The organism is Cupriavidus necator (genome assembly GCF_013141915.1).
In the GTDB taxonomy this organism is placed as follows: Bacteria; Pseudomonadota; Gammaproteobacteria; order Burkholderiales; family Burkholderiaceae; genus Cupriavidus; species Cupriavidus necator_B.
Map to the genome: position 1 here is coordinate 981,409 of NZ_SROX01000001.1, position 13,648 is coordinate 995,056.

General features: G+C 69.0%; 13 protein-coding genes. 9 read left to right on the forward strand and 4 right to left on the reverse strand.

Features of this window, described 5'->3' with window-relative positions:
* The first annotated feature begins 10 nt into the window (after positions 1–10).
* A complete protein-coding gene (locus E5S69_RS04365) occupies positions 11–1,054 on the forward strand; it encodes a LysR family transcriptional regulator (protein WP_236901197.1) in 1,044 nt (347 codons plus the stop codon).
* A gap of 22 nt (positions 1,055–1,076) precedes the next feature.
* Here E5S69_RS04365 and E5S69_RS04370 read toward each other — a convergent pair whose 3' ends face one another.
* Positions 1,077–1,901, reverse strand: a complete 825-nt coding sequence (locus E5S69_RS04370) for an IclR family transcriptional regulator domain-containing protein (protein ID WP_171513762.1) — start codon at positions 1,899–1,901, stop codon at positions 1,077–1,079.
* Between the two features lie 130 nt (positions 1,902–2,031).
* Between E5S69_RS04370 and E5S69_RS04375 the strand changes: the two genes are divergently transcribed.
* The 3 genes from E5S69_RS04375 (at position 2,032) to E5S69_RS04385 (ending at position 5,947) form a co-directional block, all read left to right on the forward strand.
* Positions 2,032–3,687 (forward strand): GMC family oxidoreductase, encoded by a 1,656-nt coding sequence (locus E5S69_RS04375; RefSeq protein ID WP_171513763.1) that lies wholly within the window; start codon positions 2,032–2,034, stop codon positions 3,685–3,687.
* A 131-nt stretch (positions 3,688–3,818) separates the two neighbouring features.
* The gene (locus E5S69_RS04380; protein WP_171513764.1) at positions 3,819–5,147 is read left to right on the forward strand and encodes an MFS transporter; all 1,329 of its coding nucleotides are present in this window, start codon (positions 3,819–3,821) and stop codon (positions 5,145–5,147) included.
* A gap of 77 nt (positions 5,148–5,224) precedes the next feature.
* Positions 5,225–5,947, forward strand: a complete 723-nt coding sequence (locus E5S69_RS04385) for a GntR family transcriptional regulator (RefSeq protein WP_171513765.1) — start codon at positions 5,225–5,227, stop codon at positions 5,945–5,947.
* A gap of 12 nt (positions 5,948–5,959) precedes the next feature.
* Here the strand turns inward: E5S69_RS04385 and E5S69_RS04390 are convergent, their stop codons facing one another.
* Positions 5,960–6,664, reverse strand: a complete 705-nt coding sequence (locus E5S69_RS04390; RefSeq protein WP_171513766.1) for a BON domain-containing protein — start codon at positions 6,662–6,664, stop codon at positions 5,960–5,962.
* A gap of 153 nt (positions 6,665–6,817) precedes the next feature.
* The gene (locus E5S69_RS04395; RefSeq protein ID WP_171513767.1) at positions 6,818–7,486 is read right to left on the reverse strand and encodes an alpha/beta hydrolase; all 669 of its coding nucleotides are present in this window, start codon (positions 7,484–7,486) and stop codon (positions 6,818–6,820) included.
* Between the two features lie 471 nt (positions 7,487–7,957).
* On the opposite strand from E5S69_RS04395, the gene E5S69_RS04400 reads away from it, so the two are divergent.
* Positions 7,958–10,423, forward strand: a complete 2,466-nt coding sequence (locus E5S69_RS04400; protein ID WP_171513768.1) for a DUF3772 domain-containing protein — start codon at positions 7,958–7,960, stop codon at positions 10,421–10,423.
* A gap of 18 nt (positions 10,424–10,441) precedes the next feature.
* Here E5S69_RS04400 and E5S69_RS04405 read toward each other — a convergent pair whose 3' ends face one another.
* The gene (locus E5S69_RS04405; protein ID WP_171513769.1) at positions 10,442–10,954 is read right to left on the reverse strand and encodes a MarR family winged helix-turn-helix transcriptional regulator; all 513 of its coding nucleotides are present in this window, start codon (positions 10,952–10,954) and stop codon (positions 10,442–10,444) included.
* Between the two features lie 66 nt (positions 10,955–11,020).
* Here E5S69_RS04405 and E5S69_RS04410 point away from each other — a divergent pair, with 66 nt between their 5' ends.
* From E5S69_RS04410 to E5S69_RS04425, 4 genes are all read left to right on the forward strand, one after another.
* Positions 11,021–11,521: a carboxymuconolactone decarboxylase family protein gene (locus E5S69_RS04410; protein ID WP_171513770.1), complete on the forward strand. Its 501-nt coding sequence runs from the start codon at positions 11,021–11,023 to the stop codon at positions 11,519–11,521.
* Positions 11,518–11,979, forward strand: coding sequence for a GNAT family N-acetyltransferase (locus E5S69_RS04415; RefSeq protein ID WP_171513771.1), 462 nt, complete (start codon positions 11,518–11,520; stop codon positions 11,977–11,979). The genes E5S69_RS04410 and E5S69_RS04415 overlap by 4 nt, the downstream gene beginning before the upstream one ends.
* Complete coding sequence (locus E5S69_RS04420) at positions 11,976–12,593, forward strand: FMN-dependent NADH-azoreductase (protein ID WP_171513772.1); 618 nt, start codon at positions 11,976–11,978, stop codon at positions 12,591–12,593. Before E5S69_RS04415 ends, E5S69_RS04420 begins: the two co-directional genes overlap by 4 nt.
* Positions 12,594–12,724: 131 nt before the next feature.
* Positions 12,725–13,612: a LysR family transcriptional regulator gene (locus E5S69_RS04425; protein ID WP_171513773.1), complete on the forward strand. Its 888-nt coding sequence runs from the start codon at positions 12,725–12,727 to the stop codon at positions 13,610–13,612.
* Positions 13,613–13,648 lie beyond the last annotated feature (36 nt).

Here is a 13,648-nt window from a genome sequence, read left to right on the forward strand (position 1 = left end):
AACTTGTAGAATGAGCCTCCGATCCCCGCCCGTGATCACCTGTCCCATGCCCGCCGAAGCCTTCGCCCATACCCTGCTTGGCCGCCTCAAGCTGCGCCATCTGCGCATCATGCTGGCGCTGAGCGAGATGCCAACCGCCGCCGCCGTCGCCGCACGCTTTCATGTCAGCCCCGCCGCGGTGTCCAAGACCCTGGCCGAGATCGAAGACATCGTGGGCATGCCGCTGTTCGAGCGCAGCCGCCGCGGCCTGCACCTGACCGAGCCCGGAAGGGAGATGGCGGCCCATGCGGCGGTCTTGCTGGCACAGCTCGAACGGCTCGCCGAATCACTGCAGGCAGTGCGTGCCGGCACCCAGGGGGCCTTGCGCATCGCGTTCCGGACGATGTCGGTGCAGCCCTTCCTGGCGCGGGCGATGAGCGAGTTCTACCGTGATCATCCGCGCGTGGAGATCAGCGTGATCGAAGGCGGTATGGGAGAACTGGCGGATCAGCTGGTGGGTGGCTCGCTGGACCTGCTGTTCGCCTATGACGATCCGCGCCTGTCGTTACCCGCACTGCGCACGGCGCCGGTGGTCCCGGCGCAGAAAGTGGTGATCGTCGCAAGCCCGGACCATCCGCTGCTTACGCGCCGCAAGCTGTCGGCGCGTGAACTGTCCGGGCAGCAATGGTGCATTCCGGTGGCCGGCTCGCGCATGCTTCACTTGCTGCATGCGGCGTTCCATATGCTGGGCGTGCCAGCGCCTTCGCTGGGTATCCGCACCAGCGATGTGGCCGCCACGGCCAGCCTGTTGCAGGCGGGTCATTTTCTGGCGGTGTTCCCGGAGCGCATCGCCGCGCAACTCACTCTCGCCAAGGTAGGAAAAGTGCTTCGCTTCGAACTCGGTAGCCGGGTCGAGCCGGTGGTCGCGGTCTGGAACGACGAACTCACGGCTCGCACGCCGACCCGCCTGTTTCGCGAACTCGTCATGCGCCGGGCCGGCGAGGCTGTCATGGCCGAGCCAGCGCCGCTGCTGGCCGCGCGCGCCGTGGCTGCGGCTGGCGTGGGCAAGCGCTGAGCGGGCAACCTTGCGGCCCGCCTCAGTGCGCGCACAGCACCGCCGCCATCTCCGTGGCCGCGCCGTGCAGCGTTGGCACCGCCGCCAGCAACGCTTCCAGCGAGGCCCGCGCCGTCGGCGCATGGCAGGCGATCGCGGCCACCACCCGGCCCGGCCCCGCGCCATCGGGCTCGCGCACCGGCACCGCCACCGCGCACATGCCGCGCACAAACTCCTCATGATCCACGCCGATGCCGCGCGCGGCCAGCCGGTCCAGTTCGGCGTTGAGCCCGGGCAGGTCGGATAGCGTGCGCGGCGTGTGCGCGCCAAGCTCCAGGCGGCTGAGCGTCTGCTGGCGTTCGAGCCGGTTCATCGCTGACAGGAACAGCTTGCCGCTGGCGGTACAGTGCAGCGGCACATGGATGCCGGGCGACAGCTGCAGCCGCAGCGGCTCGTGCGTTTCCACGCGCTCGACGTAGAGCACCCGGTCACCGTCGAGCGCCGTGAGATTGCAGGTCTCGCCCAGCCGCGCCACCAGCCGGGCCAGGATGCCGCGGCATTCGCGCAGCAGCGGCGGGCTGCGCAGCGTCTGCAGCGACAATGCCGCGGCGGCGGGCCCGGGCACATAGCCACGCTCCGCCGGCATCCGCACCACGAAGCCGCTGCGCTCCAGCGCCGCCAGCAGGCGCATCAGCGTCGCCTTGGGCACATGCAGGCGCTGCGCCAGCTGAGACAGCGTCTGCGGATGCTGCGCCCGGGCCAGGCTGGTCAACACCGCCAGCACGCGCAGGCTGCGGGCATCGTCCTCGACCGCCCCGTCTTCTGCTGCAGTGCGATTCTGAAACGGGATTGGCATGTTCTGTTTCACAACCGGCGTCTCCTCGCGATTGGGCTTTCCATTCCGGCATTGAAAAATAAAATCCGGAACAGAACGTTTCAAATTATAGGTCCAAGCCGGCTAGCTGCGCGGCTACCGGCCAAAAAAGGAGACAGCGACGATGTCGCAAACCGTTGACTACATCGTGGTAGGCGCCGGCTCGGCCGGGTGCGTGCTGGCCAACCGGCTCAGCGAAGACGGCCGCTATTCGGTCTGCCTGCTCGAGGCTGGCCCGCCCGACCGCTACCCGTGGATCCATATCCCGATCGGCTATGGCAAGACCATGTTCCACAAGCAGGTGAACTGGGGCTTCTACACCGATCCCGATCCCAACATGCTGAACCGCCGCATCTACTGGCCGCGCGGGCGCACGCTGGGCGGCAGCAGCGCCATCAACGGCCTGATCTACGTGCGCGGCCAGCGCGAGGACTACGACCACTGGGCGGCACTGGGCAACCCGGGCTGGGGCTGGGACGACTGCCTGCCCTACTTCCGCAAGCTCGAGAACAATGACCTCGGCGCCGGGCCCACGCGCGGCACCGAAGGCCCGCTCAATGCCACCTCAATCGACCGGCGCCATCCGCTGGTTGATGCCTTCATCGGCGCCGGCCAGGCGCTGGGCCTGCCGCGCAAGACCGACTTCAATGGCGGCGACCAGGAGGGCGTGGGCTACTACCAGCTGACCACGCGCAACGGCTGGCGCTGCTCCACCGCGGTGGCCTACCTGCGGCCGGCGCGCGGGCGCGCCAACCTGCGCGTGGAAACCGAGGCGCATACCACCGGCATCCTGTGCGAAGGCAAGCGCGCGGTGGGGGTGCGCTACACCCAGCATGGCCAGCCCTATATCTTGCGGGCGCGGCGCGAAGTCATTCTCTGTGCCGGCGCGCTGCAATCGCCGCAGTTGCTGCAGCTCTCGGGCATCGGCCCGGCGCCGTTGCTGCAAGACCTGGGCATACCGGTGGTGCATGCGCTGCCGGGCGTTGGCGAAAACCTGCAGGACCACCTGCAGATCCGGCTGATCTACGAGGTGAGCCGGCCCATCACCACCAACGACCAGCTGCGCACGCTGACTGGCAAGGCGCGCATGGGCCTGGAATGGCTGCTGATGCGCAAGGGCCCGCTGGCCATCGGCATCAACCAGGGCGCGATGTTCTGCCGGGCCTTGCCGCAGGAAAGCGCCACGCCCGACACGCAGTTCCATTTCTCGACGCTGTCGGCCGACATGGCCGGCGGCATGGTGCACCCGTTCTCGGGCTGCACCTATTCCGTATGCCAGCTGCGTCCGGAATCGCGCGGCACCGTGCGGATTCGCTCGACCGACCCGTTCGAGGCGCCGTCGATGCAGCCCAACTACCTGTCGGCCGAACTGGACCGGCGCTGCACCATCGCGGCGGTGCGCTATGCGCGGCGCGTGGCGCAGACCGAACCGATGCGCGGCCTGATGAAGCGGGAGTTCCGCCCGGGCGACGACGTGCGCAGCGACGACGAAATCCTGCACTTCTGCCGCGAGTACGGCGCCACCATCTTCCATCCGTCGGGGACGGCAAAAATGGGCCCGGCAGCCGATCCGCTCGCGGTGGTCGACGCGCGCCTGCGCGTGCACGGCATCGGCGGGCTGCGCGTGGTGGACTGCTCGGTGATGCCGACGCTGGTATCGGGCAACACCAACGTGCCGGTGGTGATGATGGCCGAGCGCGCCGCGGACCTGATCCGCGCAGACGCGCGGCGCGAGTTCCACCACGCCGACCTCGCGGCCCCCATGGCGACCGCCGCCTGAGCCCCCCGGCAGGTTCCGCTTGCAAAGCGCCAAGGCCAGGCGCCGATAACAACCAGGCCAGACCCTGCAGTGCATCCGGCGTCCATAACCATCCTTCCAGAGGACGCCGCCCATCACCCGAGGAGACAAGCATGACAAGCCCCAACGAAAAGGCGATCCGCAAGGTCGCGCTGGCGTCCGTGATCGGCGCCACCATCGAGTGGTATGACTTCTTCCTGTACGGCGTGGTCGCCGGCCTGGTCTTCAACAAGCTGTATTTCCCCGGCAACGACCCGCTGGTGGCCACCATGCTGGCCTACACCACCTTTGCAGTGGGCTTTGTCACGCGCCCGCTCGGCGGCGTGATCTTCGGGCACTTCGGCGACAAGGTCGGGCGCAAGAGCATGCTGGTGATCACGCTGATGATCATGGGCGTGTCCACCTTCCTGATCGGGCTGGTGCCCACCTATGACAGCATCGGCATCGCGGCGCCGATACTGTTGCTGCTGCTGCGCGTGCTGCAAGGCATCGGCCTGGGCGGCGAATGGGGCGGCGCGGTGCTGATGGCGTACGAGTACGCGCCGCCGGACAAAAAGGGCTTCTATGCGTCGCTGCCGCAGATCGGGCTGGCGATCGGGCTGTGCCTGGCCTCGGGCGTGGTCGCGCTGCTGTCGCTGACCCTGTCGGATGCGCAGTTCCTGGCGTGGGGCTGGCGTGTGGCGTTCCTGATCTCGGCAGGGATGGTGTTCGTCGGCATGTATATCCGCCTCAACGTCAAGGAAACGCCGGAATTCGCTGTGATCAAGCAGCGCAATGCGGAAACGCAGATCCCCTTTGTCGACATGATGCGGCGCTACCCCGGCAATATCCTGAAGGGCATGGGCGCGCGCTATATCGATGGGGTCTTCTTCAACATCTTCGGCGTGTTCTCGATCACCTACCTGACCCAGACCGTGCAGATCAGCCGCACGCAGGCGCTGCTGGGGGTGATGGCGGCGGCGATCGCGATGTGCTTCTTCATTCCGTTCTTCGGCTACCTGTCCGACCGCATCGGCCGCACGCGGGTGTATTTCTGGGGTTCGCTGATCACTGCGCTGTCGGCCTTCCCCGCGTTCTGGCTGATGCTGAACAGCGGCGGCAACACCATGCTGCTGTGGCTGTCGATCGTGGTGCCGTTCGGCATTCTCTACGCGGCGGTGTACGGGCCGGAGGCGGCGCTGTTCTGCGAACTGTTCGATGCCAGGGTGCGCTACACCGGGATCTCGTTCGTCTACCAGTTCTCGGGCATCTTCGCGTCGGGCATCACGCCCATCATCGCCACGGCGCTGCTCAAGTCCGGTGGCGGCCAACCCTGGCAGATCTGCGCCTACGTGGCCTTCGCGGGACTGGTGTCGGCGCTGTCGGTGGCGCTGATCGGGCGGCGCGCGGACCCCGAGGCGCGGCGCGAAAGCGGCGTGCCGCTGCGCGGGCCCGCGCGCTGAACCGGCGGCTTGCCGCCAGCGTTGCGGCAAGCCGGCAATGTCTTAGAATGGCACCACGCTAATGACAGGGACATTGCATGCAACCTACGGAGGGCTCCGGCGCCGCGGCCGCCCCGCTCCTGCCCAAGGTGGTGCGCCAGCGGCTGCACGACACCGTGGTCGACCACCTGCGCAACTTCATCGTCGAAGGCGTGCTGGCGCCCGGCATGAAGCTGAACGAGCGCGAACTGTGCGAAACGCTGGGGATCTCGCGCACGCCGCTGCGCGAGGCGCTCAAGGTGCTGGCTGCCGAGGGGCTGATCGAGATCTCGCCCAACCGCGGCGCCAGCGTCTCGCGCATGAGCGAGGCCGAGGCATGGGAGGCGTTCGAGCTGATGAGTGGCCTCGAGGCCTTTGCCGGCGAGCTGGCATGCGAACGCATCACCGCGCCGGAACTGGCCGAGATCAAGGCGCTGCATTACGCCATGCTGGCCTGCCATGCGCGCAATGACCTGCCGGGCTACTACAGCCGCAACCAGGAAATTCACGACCGCATCGCCGCGGCGGCGCGCAACCAGACCTTGCTGCAGACCTACCTGACGCTGAACCGGCGGCTCAAGGCGATGCGCTTCCGCTCGAACCACCAGACCGACAAGTGGGACCGCGCCGTGCATGACCACGAAGAGATGATCCGCGCGCTGGAAGCCCGCGACGGCAAGCGCCTGGCGTCGATCCTGCGCCAGCACCTGCTGGAGAAGCGCGCCGCCGTGATGCAGATCCACCCGGATCCGGCCAGCGCGCCTGCCGTGCCCAACGCCTGATTGCGCGCGCCGTCAGCGCCGCGTGGCCAGGATGCGGTAGCCGCGGGCACAGTGCTCCTGGGCGGCGGCACGGGCTTCATCCGGATCGTCGAACAAGCCAGCCTGCGCAATCCCTGGCACCATCACGGCCTCGCCCGCTTCCGCGCCCAGGAAGCGCCCGTCGCGCGCCTGGACGATATACAGCACGTTGGAGGCGACTTCTCCCACCGGCTGACGCCGGCCAGCGGGCTGGCCCAGGCGCCGCTGGCCCGGTACCCCGCCACCCGCGGCGCCCGCGCCGCGCGCCACCTGCAGGTTGTTGCGGACCTCGTTGACGCCCAGCACGTCCTCGGCCAGCTCTTCAATACGGTATTTGATGCCGCGGTCGGCCACGGTGCCGGTCAGCGTGACGATGCCCGAGCCGACGTCGACCGTGACGTCCGAGACGTCGTCATCGGCATGCGCCAGCCGTTCGCACAGGTCGTCGCGGATGCGCGTGTCGGTGCGCTGGTAGTTCTTGGGCAGCCGGCGCGATCCGGTCCGCGCCGGGGCGCCCGGGCGGTACCGGTCTTCCGGGCCCTCGCCGCCTTCCGTGCCATAGCGCGCCTGCCCGTAGCCAAACCCCGAGCCGCCCGGATTGCCGCTGCGCCAGTGGTGCGCCTGGCGGATATCGCCGGGCTCGCCGTAGCCCCGGTTGCGCCACGTTTCCCTGATTTCCGACGGTGGATAGTCTTTCATGGATTGCCTCCGATCTGAACGCGTGTGTCGCGGTGTCTGGTATCGGTAGCATCATCCATGCCTCGCGTTGGACCCGCGCGCAACGCAGCGGCACGCGACGGCACGGCCGCGCGTCCGGCGCGGACTGCGCAACGGCGGCAAAGATCGAAGTTTTTACACGGTTGCCGCTGGTGCGGGCCGGTCGAGATAGCCACCCACGATGCGCCCCAGCAACGGCAGCTTGCCGGTGAAGAAGTGATCCGCGCCGGGCACCACCACCACCGGCAGCGCCTGCGGGCGCGCCCATTCGAACAAGGCGGCCAGTTCCGCGCGCTCGTCGCGCTCGCCATGGACGACCAGGCAATCGGCGGGCACCGGCGGCGTGTCATAGCTGCGGTGGCCTTTTACCAGGCCATAAGGAGTGCCGGCCAGCACGAGGTGGCGGATCGGCACGGCTTGCGCCGCCAGCGCCGCGGCCACATGGGCCATGACAAAGGCGCCGAAGGAAAAGCCGGCCAGCGCCAGCGGGAGCCCGGCATGGGCGTCGCGCAGGTGGGCCACCACCGCCAGCAGGTCCTGCGCCTCGCCGGGGCCCTGGTCATGGGCGCCGCCGGACCCGCCGACGCCGCGAAAGTTCGGCCGCACCGTCAGGTAGCCGCGCGCCACCAGCGCCTTGGCCAACTGATGCGGCACCTTGTGGGTGGCCGAGCCGCCCAGCAACGGATGCGGATGGCCCACCACGGCGACGCCGCGCGGAGCGCCCGCCGGCCGGTCAACCAGCAGTTCAATCGGCCCGGCCTCGCCGTCGAGCATTGCCTTTTCGGTGCCTGACGCAACCGCCATGCGATCTCCTGGGATATTGAGGAAGACAGAGGATGACAAAGGGCCGCGCTCGGCCCGAAGTCCGTGATGTTACTGCGATGGCAGCAACGATGTCGGCGATGGCGACCGCACCCCGGCCGGCGCGCGCACGGATGCGTATCAATTTGTCACCGTGTGCCCGATCCGCCGCAGCATCGCGCGAGGTGGCGGATGCGCTTTCCTATAATTCCGCGAGTCGCGGCGCGGCCGGTTGCCCCGGATCCCGCCGCCCGGCCAGCCGCAGTCGAGGGCCGCTTACGAGTGCCTCGGCCGCTGGCCGCACCATGCGCCGAAGGGACCGCCAGCGAGCAGCGGTCCCCTCGCCTGTTCATCGCCGGTGTCCCGGCCGTTCCCGCATCGGATCGCCGCCGTCCCTACTGGAGCGGCGCGCGTGTCCATCCCGTTTGGCGATGCCGGAGCGCCGCGAGCCGTCACCATCGACGAGATTCCGCCATGAGCAACGTTTCACGGCTCGCACTGGGCCTTGCGCTCGCCGCGCTATGCCATCTGATGCCAGCCAGCTTGCCCGCCGCGGTGGCAGCGCCGGCATCCGAGGCCGCTTCGGCCACCGAGGCGCAGCAAGCACCCGCCATCACCCACGTTGAAGCCGTTGCAGAACTCAAGCGCCTGCAGACCGAGCAGGACCGCATCAAGCAGCAGGCCTCCGACCCCGACGGCACCACCAAGCTGGACGAGCTGGACCATACCCTGCACAAGCTCGATGCCGACGTCGACAGCCTGTCCGCCGCGCTGACGCCGCAGCGCGCCCAGCTGCAGGCGCAGCTCGATGTGCTGGGCCCGCCGCCGACGGATGGCATGACCCGGGAAGCGCCGGCGGTGATACGGCAGCGCGCCGAACTGAACGCGCGCCGCATGCAGCTCGATGCGCAACTGAAGCAGGCCGCCGAAAGCAAGGAGAACATCGCCAACCTGAGCGGCCAGATCGGGCGGCTGCAGCGCAGCCAGATGAAAGACCAGCTGGCGCTGCGCTCGGACAGCATCCTGAACCCGCAGTTCTGGAAGCCGATAGTCAGCCCGGCCGCCGAGGACCGGGCGCGCATGGCCGCGTTCCTGGACCAGGTGGTGCCGATGGCGCAACTGGCCTGGCAGCCGTCGCAGCGCGCCGCCACCATCGCCCTGCTGCTGCTCTCGCTGGGCGTGTGGCTGCTGGGCAAGCGCCTGGCCGAACGCGCGCTGGCCTGGTTCTGCCTGAACCGGCTGCCGCCCACGCGCCTGCGGCGCAGCGCGCTGGCGCTGGCCACCACGCTCGCGACCGTGGCCACCACGGGGCTGGCGGTGCAGATCGTCTACAACGCTTTCGCGCGCAACTATGAACTGCCGCCGGACCTGATGACGCTGTACGGCGGGCTGCTCAAGCTGACCCTGACCAGCGCGCTGATCGCGGGCCTCGGGCGCGCCCTGCTGTGCACGCGCCACCCGTCCTGGCGGCTGCCCGCGCTGGCCGACCCGGTGGCGCTGGCGATGAAGCCGTTCCCCGCGGTGCTGGCCGGGCTGTTGCTGCTGGCCGGTACGCTGGAACAGCTCAACCGCATTGCCGATACCAGCGTGCAGGTCACGCTGCTGGGACGCGGGCTGGTCTCGCTGGTGGTGGTGCTGACCATCGGCGCGGCGCTGCTGCGCGCCAACCGCGTGCGCAGCGAGCTGGCGGCGGCGGGCGAGCAGCCGGAAGCGCGCGCCACGCTGGCCGGCATGATCCACGCCGGCGTCAGCCTGATCGTGATCGTGTCGCTGGTGGCGCTGCTGGCGGGCTATATCAGCTTTGCGCGCTTCCTGACCTATGAGCTGGTCTGGTTCGACATCGTGCTGTGCAGCCTGTACCTGCTGACCCAGGTCACGCGCGACACATTCGAAAGCGTGTTCTCGACCCAGCATGCCAGCGGCCAGGTGATCAAGCAGCTGTTCGGCGTCGACGATGCGCGCCTGGAACAGGCCGCCACCATCCTGTCTGGCATCGGCGCCAGCCTGTTGCTGCTGCTGGCCGTGGTGGCGCTGCTGACCGGCGGCTTCGGCACCACCCCCGCTGACCTGGTAGACAGCCTGGTCACCGTGCTGGGCGGCGAAAAACTGCGCAGCCTGAACATCATGCCCGAGCGCATACTGAATGCGCTGGTCGCGCTGGGGGTCGGCATCTGGTTGCTGCGCACGGTGCGGCGCTGGCTGGATGCGGAACTGCTGCCCAAGCTGTGCATGGAGCAAGGGCTGCGCGCGTCGCTGATCACGCTGTTCAGCAATGTCGGCTACGTGCTGCTGGTGCTGCTGACGCTGTCGCTGCTGGGCGTGCGCTGGGACAACCTGGCGTGGATCGTCAGCGCGCTGTCGGTCGGCATCGGCTTCGGCCTGCAGGAGATCGTGAAGAACTTTGTCTCGGGGCTGATCCTGCTGACCGAGCGCCCGGTCAAGGTCGGCGACATGGTCAGCATCGCCGGGGTCGAGGGCGACATCCGCCGCATCAACGTGCGCGCCACCGAGATCCAGCTGGGCGACCGCTCCACGGTGATCGTGCCCAATTCGCAGCTGATCTCGCAGAACCTGCGCAACGTCACCATGAGCAACAGCACCCAGGGGGTGGCCTCGCTTCAGCTCACCTTCCCGCTGGACACCGATCCCGAGCAGCTGCGCGACCTGCTGCTGGACGTCTACCGCGAGAACGAAAGCATCCTCGACGTGCCGGCCCCGTCGGTGATGTTCAGCCAGCTGGCGCCCAACGGCATCACGCTGTCGGTCACCGGCTATGTCGGCAGCCCGCGCATCGCCGCGGCCACGCGCAGCGACCTGCTGTTCGAGATCCTCAAGCGGCTGCGCGCCGCGGGCATTTCGCTGTCGGTGCCGCAATCGCTGCGGCTGGAGAACATGCCGCCGTTCGGCGCGGAACCGGAGCGCGCACTGGCGACCGGCTGACGCCGCGCGGCAATGCCGCTATGCCTTGGCCGGGCCGGCGGCGTCTTCCACCGCCAGCGACACCAGCCAGCGGCGAATCACCTGCTCTTCCTGCGCCGTCAGGCCCGCCGCCAGGCGCGCCTCGTTGGCCATGACCCGTTCGCGGCACTGGCCCAGCAAGGCCTTGCCCTGCGCCGTCAGCGCAATGGTCTGGATGCGGCCGTGCACGGGATGCGGCGCGCGCTCGATATGGCCGGCCTTCTCCAGGTTGCCGACGATCACGCTGACGGTCTGCGGCGTCAGCAGCGCCAGCCGCGCCAGGTCGGCGCCCGACAGCCCTGCATACGCACCCAGCATGGTCAGCACCACGAACTGCGGCGGCGTCACGTTCAGGTCGGCCAGCGCCCGCTCCATGCGCAGGCGGTTGGCCGCGCCGGCCTGGCGCAGCAGGTAGCCAAGGTGGCCGCTCTCGCCCCGCTTGCCTTCGCCGGGCGCGGGAACCGCAGTAGAAGCCGCGGCCGCGACGCCGCGCCTGGTGGTGGTCTTGCCCATAATGTCAGAACTCTTATATTATGTTCGTGCTCTGATATTAACCCAGTTCCGCCAAGGAGGCCCGGAATGCCAGACCCGCATGCCAGCATGACGTTCGAATCCTTCATCCGCGCCGCGCCAGCCGTGTACACGGCCCTGCGCGCGCTGGGCGCCGCCGTGGATGACTCCGGACTCGACAAGCCGTTGACCGAGCTGATCAAGGTGCGCGTGTCGCAGCTCAACGGCTGCGCCTTCTGCCTGCAGTTCCACCTGAACCTGGCGCGCCGGCATGGCGTGGACGCGCGCAAGCTAGACCTGGTCGCGGTCTGGCGCGAGGCCGGCGTCCATGGCGCGCGCGAGCAGGCGGCACTGGCCTGGGCCGAGGCGCTGACCGTGCTGGGCGCCACCGCGGGCGCTGGCGCCGAACACGCCCGCCAGCAGGCGCTGGCGCGGGTGCGCGAGCAGTTCAGCGAGGCCGAGATCCCCTACCTGACCGCTGCGATCGCCGCGATCCAGGCATGGAACCGGATTGCCGCCGGCCTGCAGTTCCCGCCGCCGCCCGCGCAAGCGGCAGGGAGCGCCGCATGAACACCGCCACCGCCCCACAGACCGAACTGCGGCATGTCGAGCATGACACGGAAGTGGCCGCCTGTTTTGCGCTGATGCGGCAATTGCGCCCGCACCTGGCCTCGGCCGATGAGTTGGTGGCGCGCTGGCGCCGCCAGGCGGAGACAGGCTATCGCCTGCTGGTGCTATGGGACCACGGCAAGCCGGTTGCGCTCGCCGGCTGGCGGGTGCAGGACAACCTGGTCCGCGGCGTTCACGCCTACGTCGATGACCTCGTCACTGACGCGGACGCGCGCAGCAGCGGCTACGGGCAGCAGGTGATGGACCGCCTGAAACACGAGGCGCGCCAGGCCGGCTGCCACGCGCTGGTTCTGGATACGCCGCTCGCCAACGTGCTGGGCCACCGCTTCTACTACCGCAACGGCCTGCTGGCGAGCGCGCTCCACTTCCATTTCCCGCTGGAGGACAACCACCGATGACCACCTTGCTTCACCTCAGCGCCAGCAGCCGCGGCGAGGCCTCATGGAGCCGGCAGGCCGCCGCGCGCCTGCTGGGGCAGCGCGGCAACCGCTCGCTGCGCGTGATCGAGCGCGACCTGGCTGGCCAGCCGCTGCCGCATCCGGATCGTGCCACGGTCGAAGCCAGCCTGATGCCGCCTGAGCAGCGCGGCCCGGCCGACCATGCGGCGCTGGCGCTGTCCGAAACGCTGATCGCCGAACTGGAGGCCGCCGACGCCGTGCTGATCTCCACGCCGATGCACAACTTCACCGTGCCCTCGGCGCTCAAGGCATGGATCGACCTGGTAGTGCGGCCCAACCGCACCTTCCGCAATACGCCGGCCGGCAAGGTCGGCATGCTGGCGAACCGGCCGGTGCTGGCGGTGGTCTCGTGCGGCCGCCCGTTCCGGGAAGGTCCGGGGAGCCAGCAGGACTTCCTGACGCCCTACCTGAAGTACGTGTTCGCGGCGATCGGCATCACGCAGGTGGAAGTGATGCGCATGGAACGCATGAACTGGGGCCCGGACTTCGCCCAGATGGGGCTGGACAGCGTACGGGTGCCGGCAGGCTGGCCCAGGGAGACGGCGCGGGCCTGAGGCAGGCGAAGCCGGCTTGCGCGGCGCCGGGGCGCGGCTCGCGTTATTCTCGTGGAAAGATTTTTTGTATTGATATATTCTCTAAACGAGAATATCGAAGCGATTCGCTTGTCCCTTCCACGCCCGACCCGATGGAACTGGCTGAACTTGAAATCTTCCGCGCCGTCGCCACGGAGCAGAGCGTCACCCGCGCCGCGCGCCTGCTGGACCGGGTGCAGTCCAACGTCACCACGCGCGTCAAGCAACTGGAAGAAGCACTCGGCGTGGCCCTGTTCCAGCGCGACAGCAAGCGCATGCTGCTGACGCCCGAGGGCCACCGGCTGCTCGCCTATGCCAACCAGATGCTGGCCCTGGCGGAAGAGGCGCGGCAGTCGGTGCAGGGCGCCGCACCGTCGGGTCGCCTGCGCATCGGCACCATGGAAAGCGCCGCCGCCAACCGCCTGCCGATGCCGCTGGCGCGGTTCCACGCGGCCTGGCCCGGCGTAGAAATCGAGATCCGGACCGGCACCACGCGCGCGCTGGTCGATGCCGTGCTCGACCACCGGCTGGACTGCGCCGTGGTGGCGCATCCGGGCGCGGGGCCGGCGCGCGCGGCCGATCTGGACGAACTGGGCCCCGGGCTGGAAGGCACTTACCTGTTCACGGAACATCTGCAGCTGGTGCTGCCGGCAAGCCATCCCAAGGTGCGCGGGCCGCGGGACGTGGCATTGCGCCGCCTGGCGGCCTTCCCCAAGGGCTGCACCTACCGCCAGTGCGTGGAAGACTGGCTGGCGCAGGGCAGCGACGACATGCGCCAGCGCCTGGCCGTCACCGAGATGCCGTCATACCACGCCATGCTCGCCTGCGTCAGTGCGGGCACGGCGATGGCCATCCTGCCGCGCTCGCTGCTGGCGCTGCACCGCGACGCCGTCGACGTGCAGGCCGTGCCGGTGCGGGCGGTGCACACCTATATCGTCAAGCGTGCGGGCTATGCCACACACGCCTGCGACGCCTTCGTGCGCGAACTGCGCGATGGCTGATCCCGCCATCGCGCCCGCCGCGCCAGCGCCATCGAC